Origin of the sequence: Halorubrum ezzemoulense, from assembly GCF_004126515.1 — an archaeon.
Taxonomy (GTDB): Archaea; Halobacteriota; Halobacteria; order Halobacteriales; family Haloferacaceae; genus Halorubrum; species Halorubrum ezzemoulense.
On sequence record NZ_CP034940.1, the window covers coordinates 2,758,807 to 2,773,023 of the forward strand.

General features: G+C 48.6%; 12 protein-coding genes and 2 pseudogenes. 6 read left to right on the top strand and 8 right to left on the bottom strand.

What is annotated here, in order from left to right; translation table 11 throughout:
• Positions 1 to 320 precede the first annotated feature (320 nt).
• Entirely contained in the window at positions 321 to 977 is a 657-nt protein-coding gene (locus tag EO776_RS14090) for a hypothetical protein (protein WP_100050327.1), read from the top strand.
• Between the two features lie 741 nt (positions 978 to 1,718).
• Positions 1,719 to 2,468, top strand: coding sequence for a UTP--glucose-1-phosphate uridylyltransferase AglF (gene aglF, locus EO776_RS14095; RefSeq protein ID WP_100050326.1), 750 nt, complete (start codon positions 1,719 to 1,721; stop codon positions 2,466 to 2,468).
• Positions 2,469 to 2,488: 20 nt separating this feature from the next.
• Here aglF and EO776_RS14100 read toward each other — a convergent pair whose 3' ends face one another.
• Together EO776_RS14100 and rfbB are read right to left on the bottom strand one after the other, a co-directional pair.
• Positions 2,489 to 2,941, bottom strand: a complete 453-nt coding sequence (locus EO776_RS14100) for a GDP-mannose mannosyl hydrolase (RefSeq protein ID WP_100050325.1) — start codon at positions 2,939 to 2,941, stop codon at positions 2,489 to 2,491.
• On the bottom strand, positions 2,941 to 3,867 hold the full coding sequence (gene rfbB / locus EO776_RS14105; protein ID WP_100050324.1) for a dTDP-glucose 4,6-dehydratase: 927 nt from the start codon (positions 3,865 to 3,867) through the stop codon (positions 2,941 to 2,943). Before rfbB ends, EO776_RS14100 begins: the two co-directional genes overlap by 1 nt.
• Positions 3,868 to 3,919: 52 nt before the next feature.
• Between rfbB and rfbD the strand changes: the two genes are divergently transcribed.
• Complete coding sequence (gene rfbD, locus EO776_RS14110; protein WP_100050323.1) at positions 3,920 to 4,810, top strand: dTDP-4-dehydrorhamnose reductase; 891 nt, start codon at positions 3,920 to 3,922, stop codon at positions 4,808 to 4,810.
• On the opposite strand, the gene EO776_RS14115 is transcribed toward rfbD, so the two are convergent.
• The 3 genes from EO776_RS14115 to EO776_RS14125 are packed head-to-tail and all read right to left on the bottom strand — an operon-like array spanning position 4,807 to position 6,530.
• The gene (locus tag EO776_RS14115) at positions 4,807 to 4,986 is read right to left on the bottom strand and encodes a hypothetical protein (RefSeq protein ID WP_100050322.1); all 180 of its coding nucleotides are present in this window, start codon (positions 4,984 to 4,986) and stop codon (positions 4,807 to 4,809) included. The two genes, rfbD and EO776_RS14115, sit on opposite strands and share 4 nt — an antisense overlap.
• A gap of 2 nt (positions 4,987 to 4,988) precedes the next feature.
• The gene (locus EO776_RS14120) at positions 4,989 to 6,062 is read right to left on the bottom strand and encodes a glucose-1-phosphate thymidylyltransferase (protein ID WP_100050321.1); all 1,074 of its coding nucleotides are present in this window, start codon (positions 6,060 to 6,062) and stop codon (positions 4,989 to 4,991) included.
• Between the two features lie 3 nt (positions 6,063 to 6,065).
• On the bottom strand, positions 6,066 to 6,530 hold the full coding sequence (locus tag EO776_RS14125; RefSeq protein ID WP_100050320.1) for a dTDP-4-dehydrorhamnose 3,5-epimerase family protein: 465 nt from the start codon (positions 6,528 to 6,530) through the stop codon (positions 6,066 to 6,068).
• Positions 6,531 to 7,080: 550 nt separating this feature from the next.
• On the opposite strand from EO776_RS14125, the gene EO776_RS14130 reads away from it, so the two are divergent.
• A complete protein-coding gene (locus tag EO776_RS14130) occupies positions 7,081 to 8,034 on the top strand; it encodes a glycosyltransferase family 2 protein (protein ID WP_100050319.1) in 954 nt (317 codons plus the stop codon).
• Positions 8,035 to 8,101: 67 nt separating this feature from the next.
• On the opposite strand, the gene EO776_RS14135 is transcribed toward EO776_RS14130, so the two are convergent.
• Positions 8,102 to 9,094, bottom strand: coding sequence for a glycosyltransferase family 4 protein (locus tag EO776_RS14135; RefSeq protein WP_186279033.1), 993 nt, complete (start codon positions 9,092 to 9,094; stop codon positions 8,102 to 8,104).
• Positions 9,095 to 9,207: 113 nt separating this feature from the next.
• Here EO776_RS14135 and EO776_RS14140 point away from each other — a divergent pair, with 113 nt between their 5' ends.
• The gene (locus tag EO776_RS14140; protein ID WP_100050340.1) at positions 9,208 to 10,617 is read left to right on the top strand and encodes an oligosaccharide flippase family protein; all 1,410 of its coding nucleotides are present in this window, start codon (positions 9,208 to 9,210) and stop codon (positions 10,615 to 10,617) included.
• 363 nt (positions 10,618 to 10,980) lie between these two features.
• Positions 10,981 to 11,863, top strand: a pseudogene (locus tag EO776_RS14145) (IS1595 family transposase).
• Positions 11,864 to 12,013: 150 nt separating this feature from the next.
• Here EO776_RS14145 and EO776_RS14150 read toward each other — a convergent pair.
• Both EO776_RS14150 and EO776_RS19785 read right to left on the bottom strand, forming a co-directional pair.
• Positions 12,014 to 13,483: a sulfatase gene (locus tag EO776_RS14150; RefSeq protein WP_129452482.1), complete on the bottom strand. Its 1,470-nt coding sequence runs from the start codon at positions 13,481 to 13,483 to the stop codon at positions 12,014 to 12,016.
• A 50-nt stretch (positions 13,484 to 13,533) separates the two neighbouring features.
• A pseudogene (locus EO776_RS19785) lies at positions 13,534 to 14,104 on the bottom strand (IS6 family transposase); the annotation flags it as partial.
• Between the last annotated feature and the right edge of the window lie 113 nt (positions 14,105 to 14,217).

Below are 14,217 nucleotides of genomic sequence, written 5' to 3' on the forward strand. Positions count from 1 at the left end.
GCCAACATAGGGTGCCAAGCGATGATCGAAGTTGGTCGGAAGTCGGGGTCTGTTGACGGTTGGCTGGTGTTGCTATCACTCGGGTAGCAGCCCTGTAACCTCCGTTTCCTCCCTTCTTATGAGTTCCACTCATTGGCTTCTCCCTCGTTTCGTCGCTACTCGTTCTCCGTGTACCATCGGGTGCGGAGTACATCGATGACCGGATGTGTTGGCTCGGATCTCCTGTGACATCTGCTCCATCCGTGTCATAGATTCGCCGGGGTCCGACAAAGTAGTACCGAGTGAAAACACATATGAAATTAGGCTACTCTTGCCTAACTATGAATGATGACCGGGAGGATCCTGCTGACGAACTGTTCACCGGCGTGGATGATGTTACGGACCGTAACGATGATACTGACCCGGTATTCACGCTGGAGGATCGATCGAGGGGTATCCTCTCTCCCACCGACCGAGAATACCTCTGTGGGCTGAAGGAGTACGCCCAGCCGCAGACGGACGCCAACCGGCGCCAAGCGATCCGAGAACGAGTTGGTAACGGGCTCAAGGATTTCCTGCTCTTGGGCCAACTGTTCGAACCAGCAGAGCGTGAGAAGGTCTTCGATGAGCTCGGCCCCGAGGAAACAGATGACGTACTCTCCGCGATGTTCGCCTTCGCGTATCTCGGATTGGACGGGGATCAGCCCCGGCTCAAAGCTTGTATCGAACGCGGCATCCTCCAAGGGGAGAACGTCGACAAACTCTTCCAGTCGTCCGGACGGGCGACGAACGCGGACGTGTCGATCTCGGTCGAACACAACCCTGACATCGAAAAGCTCCACCAACGGCTTGAGAACGGTCGGGAGTTGACTGACGCCGAGATCGGGGCGCTCGTTCGAGCCGGAAAAATTGGTCGGGAGGATATCGAAGAATTGGCCGAGTCGCCTCGTGGCTTCCCGGGCGTTTTTGCCGGGCAGAAGTCCGAATATTCGGAGTAAACTGGTGTATCAGCAAAGGGTGGGAGGGGGAGGACGTGTGGACATCGGAGGTGCCCCGACCAACTTTCTCGATACATCCAGCCAATTATTCGTTGGAAGGGGCTCTCACCGAACGAGCCCGCCTAGGACGCCTACAGCATCACGTCGGCGACAACTACCACGGATACACGGGATCGGCGGGGGTGATGACGTCAATTGGCCGGGCGTGACCGCTGACGACACCGCCGAACCATCGGCCTGATAGGTGCGATCACTGCCGGCGCCCCCTTATGACAGTGACAGCACCGTCGAGGCAACCCAACGCAACTCCTACCGACCGGGGGGTTGAGGGGCCCTCCAGGGGACCAACTTTTCCCATTGTCGAGGGGGTTTCTCACCCTCATGGACAGTGACAGGGTTACCGCCCGAAACGGAAGCTCCGAGGGAATGACTAAAATGGAACCGGGCCCGCCGAGGGGTGTGATCAATCCGATAGTTCATGTCCCTAAGTCGGTGCCCGAATACACACTTTCGTCCTACATGCCAGCCCGTCGCGGACCATGACGCCAACGAGGGGACTGGCAGCAGCCGCGATCCTCTCTTGGAGACCACACGTGATCGGCCATCATTCGATGGAGCCAGCCCGACGAAGGACCAGTCCCACCGGGAGTGAGCCGAGAGCGATCCGAGGCGTCGGTCACGACCACCCACCGTGCGCGTCTGTGAAAAGACCTATCACCGAGTACCATTTCCGCTATTGACATGAAGGCAGTCGTACTCGCGGCCGGCGAAGGAACGCGACTCCGCCCCCTCACCGAGGACAAACCGAAGGGAATGGTCGAGGTCGCGGACGAACCCCTGCTCACGCACTGTTTCGATCAGCTGATCGAGCTAGGCGCCGACGAGCTCGTCGTCGTCGTCGGCTACCTGAAGGAGGTGATTATCGACCACTACGGCGATGAGTACGAGGGCGTCCCGATCACCTACGCCCACCAGCGCGAACAAAAGGGGCTGGCCCACGCGCTGCTCACGGTCGAGGAGCACATCGACGACGACTTCATGCTCATCCTCGGGGACAACGTCTTTGACGCGAACCTCCAGGACGTGGTGCGGCGCCAGCGCGAGGACCGGGCGGACGCCGCGTTCCTCGTCGAGGAGGTGCCGTGGGACGAGGCGTCGCGGTACGGCGTGTGTGATACGAATCAGTACGGCGAGATTACGGATGTGGTCGAGAAGCCCGACGACCCGCCGTCGAATCTGGTGATGACCGGCTTCTACACGTTTAGTCCCGCGATCTTCCACGCGTGTCACCTCGTGCAGCCGTCGGATCGCGGCGAGTACGAGATCTCGGACGCGATCGACCTGTTGATCCAAAGCGGGCGCACGATCGACGCTATTCCGTTGGACGGGTGGCGCGTCGATGTCGGGTATCCGGAAGATCGGGAGGAGGCGGAGGCACGTTTGGAAGGTGAGTTTGAGGAGGGGGTTGTGGAGGCGGCGGACGGGGACTGAGTAGGGAAGTTGGAGTCGCGCTAGCGATCGTCGAGATACCGTTCGACGTACGGATGGAGATTCTCAAACGGCGGCCGGAAGACTTTGAAAGCGCTGTGTTGGTCGTCGCCAACAATCTCAGGATCGTCTCGTTCGAAGTGACAGCGATAGGCGGTCGCGAGGTAGTGTTTTGATTCGACACCGTCGACATCAGCCGTCTCGTAGAAGTGCTCATAGGTGCCCAGACAGTCGTCGATCACGACGGATGCACCGAGTTCCTCGTTGGCCACGCGGTGAACAGCCTCAGTGCGAGATTCGTTTTTGAACACCGTCCCACCGGGCACGAACCATTCGCCCTTCGCGGGTTCGTTCTCACGTTTACCGAGGAGCACGCCGCCGTCGTGTTCGATCACGAGATCGACAGAGACGAGCGGGACGTTCGCGACGATCGACTCCCATTCGTCGTCGGGGATCGGGTTGTCCGTGTCGGCCATCAGTCGAGGTAGTAGTCGACGGTCCGTTCGAGTCCCTCCTCGAAGGAGTACTGGGGTTCCCAGCCCAGCGCTTCGATCTTGTCGGTGTCGAGCGCGTATCGCTGATCGTGGCCGGCACGGTCCTCGACGAATTTGATGAGATCGTCGGAGGCGCCGACGGCATCGAGGATCGCCTCGGTGACTTCGAGGTTCGTCTTCTCCGCGTGGCTGCCGATGTTGTACACCTCGCCGATGTTGCCCTCTCGAAGCACGAGATCGAGCGCCCGGCAGTTGTCCTCGACGTAGATCCACTCACGGACGTTTGATCCGTCACCGTACACCGGGAGAGCCTCCCCGGTAGCCGCATTCTGGATGAACTTCGGGATGAGCTTCTCAGCGTGTTGTCGCGGACCGAAGTTGTTACTGGTTCGGGTGATCACCACGGGGAGGTCGTGGGTCGTCTGGAAGCTGTTCGCGAGCAGATCTGCGCCCGCCTTCGTTGCAGCGTAGGGGTTGCGCGGGTTGAGCGGATCGTCCTCTGAGAAGGTGCCGTCGAGCACTTGGCCGTACACTTCGTCGGTCGAAATCTGCAGGAACCGATCGATGCCGACCTCGTTGGCCGCATCGAGTAGCGTCTGCGTCCCCTGGACGTTTGTGCTCACGAAGGGTTTTGCGCCCTCAATGGAGCGGTCGACGTGTGACTCCGCGGCGAAATTAACGATCGCGTCGGCATCAGCGACGAGGTCCGTGACGAGTTCTTGGTCACGGATATCCCCTTCGACGAACTCGTGGCGAGGGTCGTCGAGGACGCCCTCCAAGTTCGCCTTCGAGCCCGCATACGTCAGTGCGTCCAAGGTGACGATTTCGTCGTTTTCGTGGGTGTCGAGTACGTGGTGGACGAAGTTGGATCCGATAAAGCCGGCCCCGCCTGTGACGAGAATTCGCATACTACTCTCCCCTCAACAGCACCTATTTATATTTCTGTTGAAAAATCGACCTATGCGTCTTCTCGTCGTCGGAGCGAACGGGCTTCTCGGTAGCAATGTCGTTCACGTCGGCCGGCAGCGCGACTGGACCGTTATGGGCACGTATCATTCGACACGCCCGGAGTTCGAGATTCCGCTGACACAGTTCGATCTTGCAGAATATGAGGCGTTCGACGAGGTACTCGAGACACACGATCCGGACCTCGTCGTCAACTGTGCCGCGATGACGGATGTCGACGGCTGTGAAACGAACCTGGAGCGGGCGAACGTGCTCAACGGCGATGCACCGGGCGTTTTGGCGGCGCAGTGTGCGGCCAACGATGTCGAGTTCGTCCACGTTTCGACCGATTACGTCTTCGACGGCACCGCACGCGACCCGTATGGCGAGGCGGCGTCACCGAATCCCGTCCAAGTGTACGGCGAGTCGAAGCTGGCGGGTGAGCGAGCGGTCCAAGAAGCTGACGGGGACCACCTGATTGCGCGGCTCTCGTTCGTGTGGGGCGTCGATCGGAGTTCGGGTGAACTTACCGGCTTCCCAGCGTGGGTTCGCGACCAGTTGGTGTCGGGTGATTCTGTCCCGCTCTTTACTGATCAGTGGGTGACGCCGACGCGAGCGGGCCAGGCTGCTGCGACGCTGCTCGACTTGATCGACGCGGGTGCAACCGAACTGTACCACGTTGCGTGTCGATCCTGTGTCACGCCCTACGAGTTCGGCGAGGTGCTTGCCGACCAGCTCGGTGCAGATACAGCGCTGCTCAAAGAGGGATCGACCGACGATATCGATCGAGATGCGACACGCCCGACGTACTCTTGTCTCGACGTGGATGCTGTCGAGTCACGCCTCGGTCGGCCACAGCCAACCCTCGAAGAAGATGTGAAAGAAACCTGGGACGCCGTGCGCTAGATCTCGTAACGCTCGCGGTTTTCGAGGAAGTGGTCACGTGCCTCCTCTGGGAGGTCGTCGAACCGAAGGACTCCCTGACAGCCGAGTCCCGGACACTTCATCACGCGGTTGGACTCGAGCTCGTTCGCGGCGACGACAGTGCCACAGTCCGGACAGGAGTGAGTGATGATGCGCATGGTTACAGTTTGAGCTGGGAGTTCTCGCCGACGACAAGCCGACGGCCCTCGGGAAGGAGATTCTCGGCGCTTTCGACGTTCGCGCTCCGGCCGAGGAGACTGTCGACGATCCGGCCTGATGCCGTAATCGTCGAGTCGCCGATGACGACGCTGTTTTCGATGTGGACGTTCTCCAGTGTGGAGTTCGCGCCGATCGAGGTGTACGGCCCGACGTAGGTGCCGGCCTTGATGACCGTGTCTTCCGCGATAGATATCGGGCCGCGGACGACCGCGCCGTCCTCGATAACCGACGATTCGTGGAGTTCGATGCGGCCGTCGACCTCTGCGCTGTCCTCGATCGTGCCTGCAGTCTCGAGGGTTTTGTCTTCAAGGACGAGCCGGTTCGCGTGGAGGATGTCCTCGGGCTTCCCGGTGTCCTTCCACCACCCGGTAACAACGTGTGAGTCGATAGCGTAGCCGTCTTCGAGCAGATCCTGGATGGCGTCCGTAATTTCGAGTTCGCCGCGCCACGAGGGTTCGAGGTCGTCGATGGCGTCGAAGACTGCGGGTGAGAAGACGTACATCCCGATGAGCGCGAGGTTCGTCGGCGGGTCGTCGGGCTTCTCGATGAGCTCCGTGACGTTGCCCGCGTCGTCGACGTCCGCGATGCCGAACGCTTGGGGGTCGTCGACCTCTTGGAGCGCGATGCCCGCGCCGTAGTCGCCGGCTTCGAAGCTCTCGACGAGATCGGTGACACCCGACTTGAGGATGTTGTCCCCGAGGTACATCACGAAGTCGTCGTCGCCGACGAAGTCGCGGGCACAGCCCGCGGCGTGCGCGAGCCCGAGCGGGTTCCCCTGGACGATGTAGGTGATGTCGACGCCGTACTTCGAGCCGTCGCCGAGGAGTTCCTGAATCTCGTCACGGCCCTTGTTCCCGAGGATGACGCCGATCTCGGTGATGCCGGCCTCTTTGAGATCGTCGATGGCGTATTCGAGGACCGGCTTGTTCGCGACCGGGACGAGTTGTTTGGGGCCAGTGTGGGTGATCGGGCGGAGGCGTGAGCCCGTGCCGCCAGAAAGTAGGACGCCTTTCATGTTTCACTCGTGAGGTGGTTCCTCCCAGTCTAAAGGTATTTCGTCAGTGTCATATGGAAGTCGCACCTCGTCCGGCTCTTCGTAGTCGTAGAGTTCAGTCGGATAGTTGATGAGGAGCGACGGTTCGTCGCCGATCGCTTTGAAGCCGTGCCAGCAGTCACCGGGAATGCGGATCAGCTGTTGGTTGTGTTCGCCGATAATGAACGTATTGAGTTCGTCTTGAGTAGGGGAGTCGTCGCGATCGTCGTAGATGCCGACCTTGATGCGGCCTTGCGGGCAGACGAAGTGATCGATCTGTCCTTCGAGGTGGCGATGCCACGCCCGGATGATCCCCGGATACGTCATCGAGTAGTAGGACATCGCCGGATCGATATCGTACTCGTCCCATTCTTCACGGAAGACTTCGACGAGGTGGCCGCGTTCGTCGGTATTTACTTGCAAATCTCTGATCTCTACTTGGCTAATCATTTCAATTATATTCAAAGTAATGAGGATAATAAATATTTCGCTAGCAGCGGTCACGGCGTAGATAAGTGTTTATATTTATTAAATTCTATTTAATTTATATATTTTAGAAATATAAATTTTGTAAACAAAGATTGTATTTCAACAGTGATTGCCTTTTCGTCCATAATATATAACAATATTGTACACAGGTACTACATCACTCCCATTATACGCTGTTAGACAGTGGTTTATATGTCCACCTCGGTTAGATGAAACTATCTTTTGACTATTATCTATCGATTGTGATTTGCTATCTATTTTAACGTCTAGAATATCGTATGTTCCGCGTGATGGTGTCAGCTGCGATCGACTGTTAACTTAAATAATCAACCAGATCGTGACCCATACACAAATATTAGATTTAATTAACAAAATGATTAATTTTTATATTCAAACAAAATATAATCTATTTGTTTACAAATAGGATTCTATAAGAAATTTATCAAATAAGATATGATAGTTACGCTAGGCACCAATTGATATACTTGGATGAGTTAGTGATCATAGTAACATGACATTCCAGATCTCAGTCGGTGTTGTACTTGTTAATTGGAACAATTATGAGCAGACACGAGATTGTATTTTATCTATAAAAAGACAGGATATTGAGACAACAATATATGTCGTGGACAATGGTTCAACTGATGATTCATCCGAGAGAATCAAAGAAAAATTCCAAGATATAAATATAATCCGGAATGATAGAAACTTAGGCTTTCCTACAGCAGCAAACCAAGGCATGAATAGTGCATTCCGGAATGGAGCAAATCAGGTATTTCTTGTAAATAATGACGCAGAGTTACAAAAGAATAATTCGCTTAGGATTCTATCTGAAACACTAGATAGTGATGAAAAGATCGGCATCGTTAGCGCCCAAATATTTGATTCACAAGGGGATTACATTTGGTTTAGAAAGGGGTTAGTAAATTGGACTACAGGAGCCTCATCACATGCTAATTCGGCTGGATCTATAACCAGTGGTGTGACAAAAATTAAGCAAAAGATTGACGACAGATTTATACAAAATGAATATGTTCCTCTTTGTGCAGTAATGATTGATAGAAATGTTTACGACGAAATTGGGTTACTTCCTGAAGAGTACTTTTTGTACTTTGAAGATGTTGAATATTGTACCAAAGTACTAGATGACGGTTTTCAGATAATTACAGATACTCAAGTCAATGTTAATCATGACGAATCCGCAAGCTCAGGAGGTCGAACTTCTCCAACTGCATCATATTACACAGCAAGAAATTATCAATTGTTTATCCAGCGTCATTGGGATCGCGTCAATCGAGTGATGGCATTAATGTTCTATTTGTGGTGGATCACCTTGCTAACGTGTTATAGACTTTTACAGAAAGATTGGAAGTCAACTATCGCTCTTTGGACAGGGATGTTTGATGGTGTACAAGGTCACACTGGTAAAGGCCGTTATCCAAAGGAAAGACCAGAAGTTAAGTAGCGTTAACGTAGACAGTAATTTAGTACCAATAATTCTACCTCTATTATGTCTAAATAAGGCCAGTTAACTATTCTATGACATCCAACCATTGAGAAATCACGACATCTTCACTATACTTTCTAAGGGCATACTCTCTAGCAGTTCTTCCATGGTTAATTCTTTGGGCCTTATCATCTCGATATTCCTGAATCGCTGTACGTAATTCTTGTTGGCTTCCTTGAGATATTAATTGTCCAGTTCTACCATCTTTTACAACCTCTTTTGGACCAACACAATCTGATGCAATAACAGGCAAACCAGAAGCCATTGCTTCAATAATTACAATTCCAAATAACTCTTCCCAGTGTTCTTTTCTCTTTGATGGTAGTACCATAATATCGCAATTTCTATATATTGAAGCAAGACAATTTTGATCTGAAATATACCCATGGTAAGTTACATTATCGTGTTGAGAAGAAGATTTAGATACTAAACCTGAGAGTGGTCCATCACCTACAAAGGTAAAGTCAATTCCTTCAACAGTATCAACGATATTCAGAATTTCTTTAACACCTTTTCGTTCTTCTAAGACGCCTACAAATAGAACATCAAGATCTCCATTATTACTATCATTTTTGGGAAAAAATGTGGTTGTGTCTACAGAATGTGGAATTGTTACTGCTTCAATACCTAGTGAGGCGAGAGATGACCTAGCAGAATTCGTAACTGTTACTATTGTGGATTCAGATAAGAAGTCTTCCCATTTTTTTTCGATTGTTTTCGATTTGATTTTTACCGGTAAGCGATTATCGTCCCAGAATGGCCAACTTGTATGATATATGAAATTATTATTCTTTCTTAATTTATCGAATAAATAAACAAGGGGGCTATAAGGTTCAAACCCAGCTATTATATTTTTCTCTCCAGAAATAAAGGCGTCTGAGATCGAAATAAGATCACGAATATACTTTCTTCCACCTGAAGATGGCAAATATTCTAAATAGTTCACATTATACTTGCTTTCAAGGGCAGAATAATGCCTCGGAGCTCCGTATTTATGAACTACTTGAACTTGTTCCATTAACATGTAAGAATAAGATATTCAACGATAATAAATCCACAGATTCAAGTTTGAGATACGATTATTATCTGCGAACCGAACACTTAAACGCATGATGTATAACATCTAACGGCATGAACATCGGAAAAGAAGCGTCCAAACTTTTTACTTCCTTAGGCGCTAGTCAAATAATCTATTTCATTGCGACAGCATATTTTGCATCAATTCTTGGACCAGATAACATTGGATCCTTCTATTTATTTGAATCAGTTTTAATATTTACTTCAATATTTGCTGATCTAGGCATAAAAGGTGGAATTAAAAAGAGGATAAGTGAAGATGGAAAAAACTCTAAAGAATTTACTTCTGGTTTAATGCTGAAATCTATAGCGTTACTTGTTTCTTCTCTATTACTTATTATCTTTAGTGAGTTTGTCACCAACTACATTGGCCTAAACTATTTTCCATTAGTATTATTATCAGTGGTTATATTCAATTTGTATGAAACGGTGTTATTTGCTATTCAAGGAGAGAAAAAAATTGGAGTTTCTGCAAGCATGAAATTTATCAACAGATTTGTTTGGGCTTTTCTAGGTATCATTTTGATAATAAAAATAGGAACCGCTATACAATATCTTATTATTAGTTATATATGTGGGACTTTTCTAGCCTTACTCTTTGGTTTATATTATCTCGACGTAGGTATATCGATTCCAGACAGACACTCTTTTAATTCTATTATAGATTACTCAAAATATAATCTAATTAGCTCAGTAAGCGGGTTCTCATTTGGTTGGCTTGATGTCGCAATGTTAGGCTTACTGGTTAATCCTACGGCTGTTGGGCTATACGAGACTGCTTGGAGAGTTACAGGGGTAATTGCTATTATTGCTAACGCAATTAGTACAACGATTTTTCCGGCTGTTAGCGAAGCATCTTCTCATGATCGACTAGATAAAGTAAAAGAAATCACTTCCAGATCTTTGTTTACATCATTATACCTTTCTATCCCAGCAGTTGTTGGGCTAATATTTATTTCTCATGAAATACTGTTTGTAATCTTTGGATCAGAGTATACTGCTGCTGCATCTATATTAGCAATTTTAGCTGTACATAAATTTCTCTTATCCATTAATGCAATTGTTGGACAAGCATTACATGCAATTAACCTACCCTCGGCAGCTGCAAAGGCAAGTGGATATAGCACTGTTACTAATCTCTTTTTAAATTACATATTTATTTCTAGATATGGAGCTATCGGTGCTGCCATCGCTACTATAATTGCATATACGCTAAATACCCTATTACATTATTATTATTTAAAAATGTATGTGAATATATCTATTTTATCAACTTCAATTAAAACGTCTTCATATAGCGCAATTGTAGTTATTTTGGTATTATTTACTAAAGAGATATTTGATCTTTACACAGTATTTGGACTATCAATAAGTATCACAATTACTGCTCTATTCTACTTTGGAGTTACCCTATCATCTACCAAGATACGCACCAATGTGTTCGGTATCTGGAATCTTGATTAACATCCTTCGTTGAATCCGATGATGGCATAGATCACTATCTGAATGTCTGTTCGAGGTCGTAAACTACGGCAGTTAAAACGAATTCCCGGAACTCGCGGGAGTAAGCACAAGGTGGACAGCGGGCCGAATCCACCTTAATAATCGAAAAGAAGTTCCGGCACCTGTTGCTGGTCGTTTAAATTGTTTTCCAACTGTGCGTTGGACGTGATTGTAGTGCGAACAGCCGTGATGCAGTAAGAATCAGACGCCCTCAGACCGGACGGCTTCCGGGAACGCTCTTCCGTAGGAGATTGTTGATACTGCTGAGCTGTCGCTATCGAGTCGAAGAGGACAAGGACACCGCGTCAGCGGTGTCCGACACGAATGATTCCGCTAGATGCGTTTGGGTCGGAATCGGTCGCAGCGGATCTGCTCCAACAGGTTCGCTGGCGTGACGGTGTTTCCTGTCCCCGCTGCCGTTCTGACCGAACGGTCAGAAACGGCAGCTATGGGCAGTTTCAGCGGTATCTCTGTAAGGATTGCGGCCGCACATTCAACGATAAAACCGGCACAATCTTCGCTCATTCGAAGATTGCGCTCCGCAAGTGGCTGTTTTCGATCTACGCGTTTTTGCGGTTTAACACGAGTCTCAGGCAGTTACAGTACGAAATCGAAGTTACCTACAAAACGATCCACAGGCGTGTCGAGCGCTTCACCGAAGCGCTCGACGCGCCGTCACTCGAGCTCCGTGGTCCGGTCGAAATTGACGAGTTCTACGTCTCTGCCGGCCTAAAAGGCCGCGAGAGCGCGACCGCTGGTCGCGCTCGCGGCCTCTCTCGACGCGGACGTGGAACGTATGATCAAGACAAACCGCCTGTGTTCGTTCTCGTGGATCGTGGCACCGAGCAGCGGTACGTTGTGCCGGCGAAATCCGCAGACGAATCAACGATTCAGCTCCTGCTGGCTGACCGCCAGCAGGAGCCTCTCACCGTCTATACCGACGGATTTTGCCGTACGATCCGCTTGAAGAAGACGATCAATTCGACCGCGAATACGTCGTTCACGGAGACGGTGAGTACGCCGACGAGACGATCCACGTGAACACCTGCGAGAGCCACGCGTCGCTAGCGCGACGGTGGCTCTCGCCGCATCGAGGCATCTCAAAAGATCGTCTCACACAGTATCTCCGAGCGTTCCAACTCAGACGAGAACTCTACCGCAAACCCGGACGAAAGCGCTCAAACACGCCATCAAAGCTACTCTCTGAAATCAACAATGTGCTACACAAGAGCGTTTGAGCTAGAGGCGTGGATTGCTTAACGAAGTGGGAGAACGTGAGTCACATTCGACTCTCTACTTCCTTCTACCTTTAGAGTCACACTATCTCTTTATGTTCTACATAGCAGATTAGTCTATTTTATGCGTAACCCAGATCTTTCAGGTGTTGTTTAACTTCATCACTCATATTTTCAATTTTCTCGCTTTTATTTGCTTCCGCTCTATATGTGTCGTGATTATCTCTCGGGTTCCCAACTGACTCCAAAATTATATTTTCAAATTTGTTAATCTTAGAGGTGTGATCATTATTTATTTCGTCTATTTTCTCGTCACGAGAATACAGACTCTTATTTCCATTTGCATCAATCAGAAGCTGCCAGTTTCTCGTCAAGTAGCTTGATGAGTATGTCCCCCATTTTTTCTTTTCATCTTCGTCAAATTTATCCCATTGATCATTAGATATCTGACAATCCCAACCATGATATTCTACAACTGCCCCCTCTTTCTCCGGTATTGACATCTGGCTACCTGATGCAATTTTTGGAAGGTATTCTGCTAGCTGTCTCAATTCAACCGGATGATGATATTCGTCTTTTTGTTCCCAAGGGGCTGAGACAATAAGAGGGACCCGGCAAAGGTTCCGGTGTATAGCTCCTTGATGTCCCCATAGGCCCCATTCATCAAAGAGATCGCCATGATCAGAACAAACTACAAACACAGTATTATCAAGCTTTCCTTGTTTTTTAAGATAGTTTGAAAGTTCCTTAATTTTATCATCGATATATCGAATCTCAGAATCGTAAAGAGCGATCAGAATCTTTTTTTCTCGACTAGAAATTGAATCAATGCCTAGAGAAAGATCAACCATATTATTTTGAGCAACCTGATTCGCCTCAGAAATACTTACTGATTCTGGTAGAAACTTGTCAATATATTTTTTTGGAGGACGATAAGGGTCATGGGTTTCAACAAAATTAGCAAAGAGAAAAAATGGATCCGACGCTTCATCGATAATGTGTTTTGATTGTTCGATAATGTTAGATGCACCATCATCTTCCCAGTAACCAGTTCTATATTTTACTTCACGAAGGGTATATGAAAAAGCATTTGGTAATGTTTCAAAGGAACGATCTTTATATAGAGTTTTTAATGCACTAGGTATTGAATCGATCAAACTCTTACCGGAGTATAAATCTCTTTCAATAGATTCGATAACTGGGTCGTCAGGGTATGGAAGTCTGCTAGGATTTTTAATCCATGTAGCCTGGTCGAATGCGTCAGCAATTCCGTGACCGCAAGTGAGTAAATGAGTCGTAACTGCAGAGGTTTCATAACCATATTTGTTAATATTATTAACTAATATATTTGAGTTAGGATCGATTGATTTGCTCCAATCTACTGCTCCATGAGATGAGGGATATTTTCCTGTAAAAAGAGATGCGTATGCTGGGAGACTCCAAATAGAATTGGAGTAAGCGTTATTATAAAAACTTCCATCTTTAGCGAGCGTATCAATATATGGTGTAGTTTCTCGGTGATAACCATAGCAAGAAAAGTGGTCAGCACGTGCAGCGTCCAATAACAAAAATACGATATTTGGTGAGTTCATACTTCAAATGAAGAGACCCGTATAATAAAATCTTTGACTAAGAGTAGTGTTCAGGTAAACTGATTCCAGGGCAAAAGGTACGATATAAGCCACTCGTCAGCAGTTTTTGCTTTGGTATTATTGAAACAGTTTGAGAAATAGGAACATTAGTCGTGTCACCTCACAAAATATATGTTTAGTACTATTCCGATTTCTATGCCATTCGTATTACGGCTGTGCTTGGGAGAGGCCTCAATAAAGAGAAACCGCACCATCAACTAGGAAGATCGCGTCATCTATATCGTATTTCCACGGAATTATTCGAAAAACTTTTCTGGGAACACATGTACTTTTGTAGATCCATCTTTCATACGTAGAATCCCGTTTAATTGAGGATCCGCAGCAGTGTTCAGCAAATCGTGTTATCGTTAATCTGAATTACGGCATTGTCAACTGCAATATAACCCAGACACTACCTAGCTTTGGGGGTGCAGATCGGGCTTGCCAACACGATTATGGACAGTTGATCGAGCATACTCGACACCGAATATCTCAAGAATAGAACGTATTCGAAAGTATTAACCTGGCGAATTGGAGCTGAATACAGGGCTTCATCAACGATCTCAGTGTCTCTTCTTGTTCCTCACAGTATTACTATTGATTCATGAATATTTTGTCATGAGCAATTCAGAAAACAAAACGCCGCCTCACTCTTCATTCTTATCTGAACCCGCCATAGAAAGAGAGTACATTAA

Coding starts and splice junctions, on each gene's coding strand:
- EO776_RS14090 (WP_100050327.1), top strand. CDS start 321: ATGAATGATGACCGGGAGGATCCTGCTGACGAACTGTTCACCGGCGTG.
- aglF (WP_100050326.1), top strand. CDS start 1,719: ATGAAGGCAGTCGTACTCGCGGCCGGCGAAGGAACGCGACTCCGCCCC.
- EO776_RS14100 (WP_100050325.1), bottom strand. CDS start 2,941: ATGGCCGACACGGACAACCCGATCCCCGACGACGAATGGGAGTCGATC.
- rfbB (WP_100050324.1), bottom strand. CDS start 3,867: ATGCGAATTCTCGTCACAGGCGGGGCCGGCTTTATCGGATCCAACTTC.
- rfbD (WP_100050323.1), top strand. CDS start 3,920: ATGCGTCTTCTCGTCGTCGGAGCGAACGGGCTTCTCGGTAGCAATGTC.
- EO776_RS14115 (WP_100050322.1), bottom strand. CDS start 4,986: ATGCGCATCATCACTCACTCCTGTCCGGACTGTGGCACTGTCGTCGCC.
- EO776_RS14120 (WP_100050321.1), bottom strand. CDS start 6,062: ATGAAAGGCGTCCTACTTTCTGGCGGCACGGGCTCACGCCTCCGCCCG.
- EO776_RS14125 (WP_100050320.1), bottom strand. CDS start 6,530: ATGATTAGCCAAGTAGAGATCAGAGATTTGCAAGTAAATACCGACGAA.
- EO776_RS14130 (WP_100050319.1), top strand. CDS start 7,081: ATGACATTCCAGATCTCAGTCGGTGTTGTACTTGTTAATTGGAACAAT.
- EO776_RS14135 (WP_186279033.1), bottom strand. CDS start 9,094: ATGGAACAAGTTCAAGTAGTTCATAAATACGGAGCTCCGAGGCATTAT.
- EO776_RS14140 (WP_100050340.1), top strand. CDS start 9,208: ATGAACATCGGAAAAGAAGCGTCCAAACTTTTTACTTCCTTAGGCGCT.
- EO776_RS14150 (WP_129452482.1), bottom strand. CDS start 13,483: ATGAACTCACCAAATATCGTATTTTTGTTATTGGACGCTGCACGTGCT.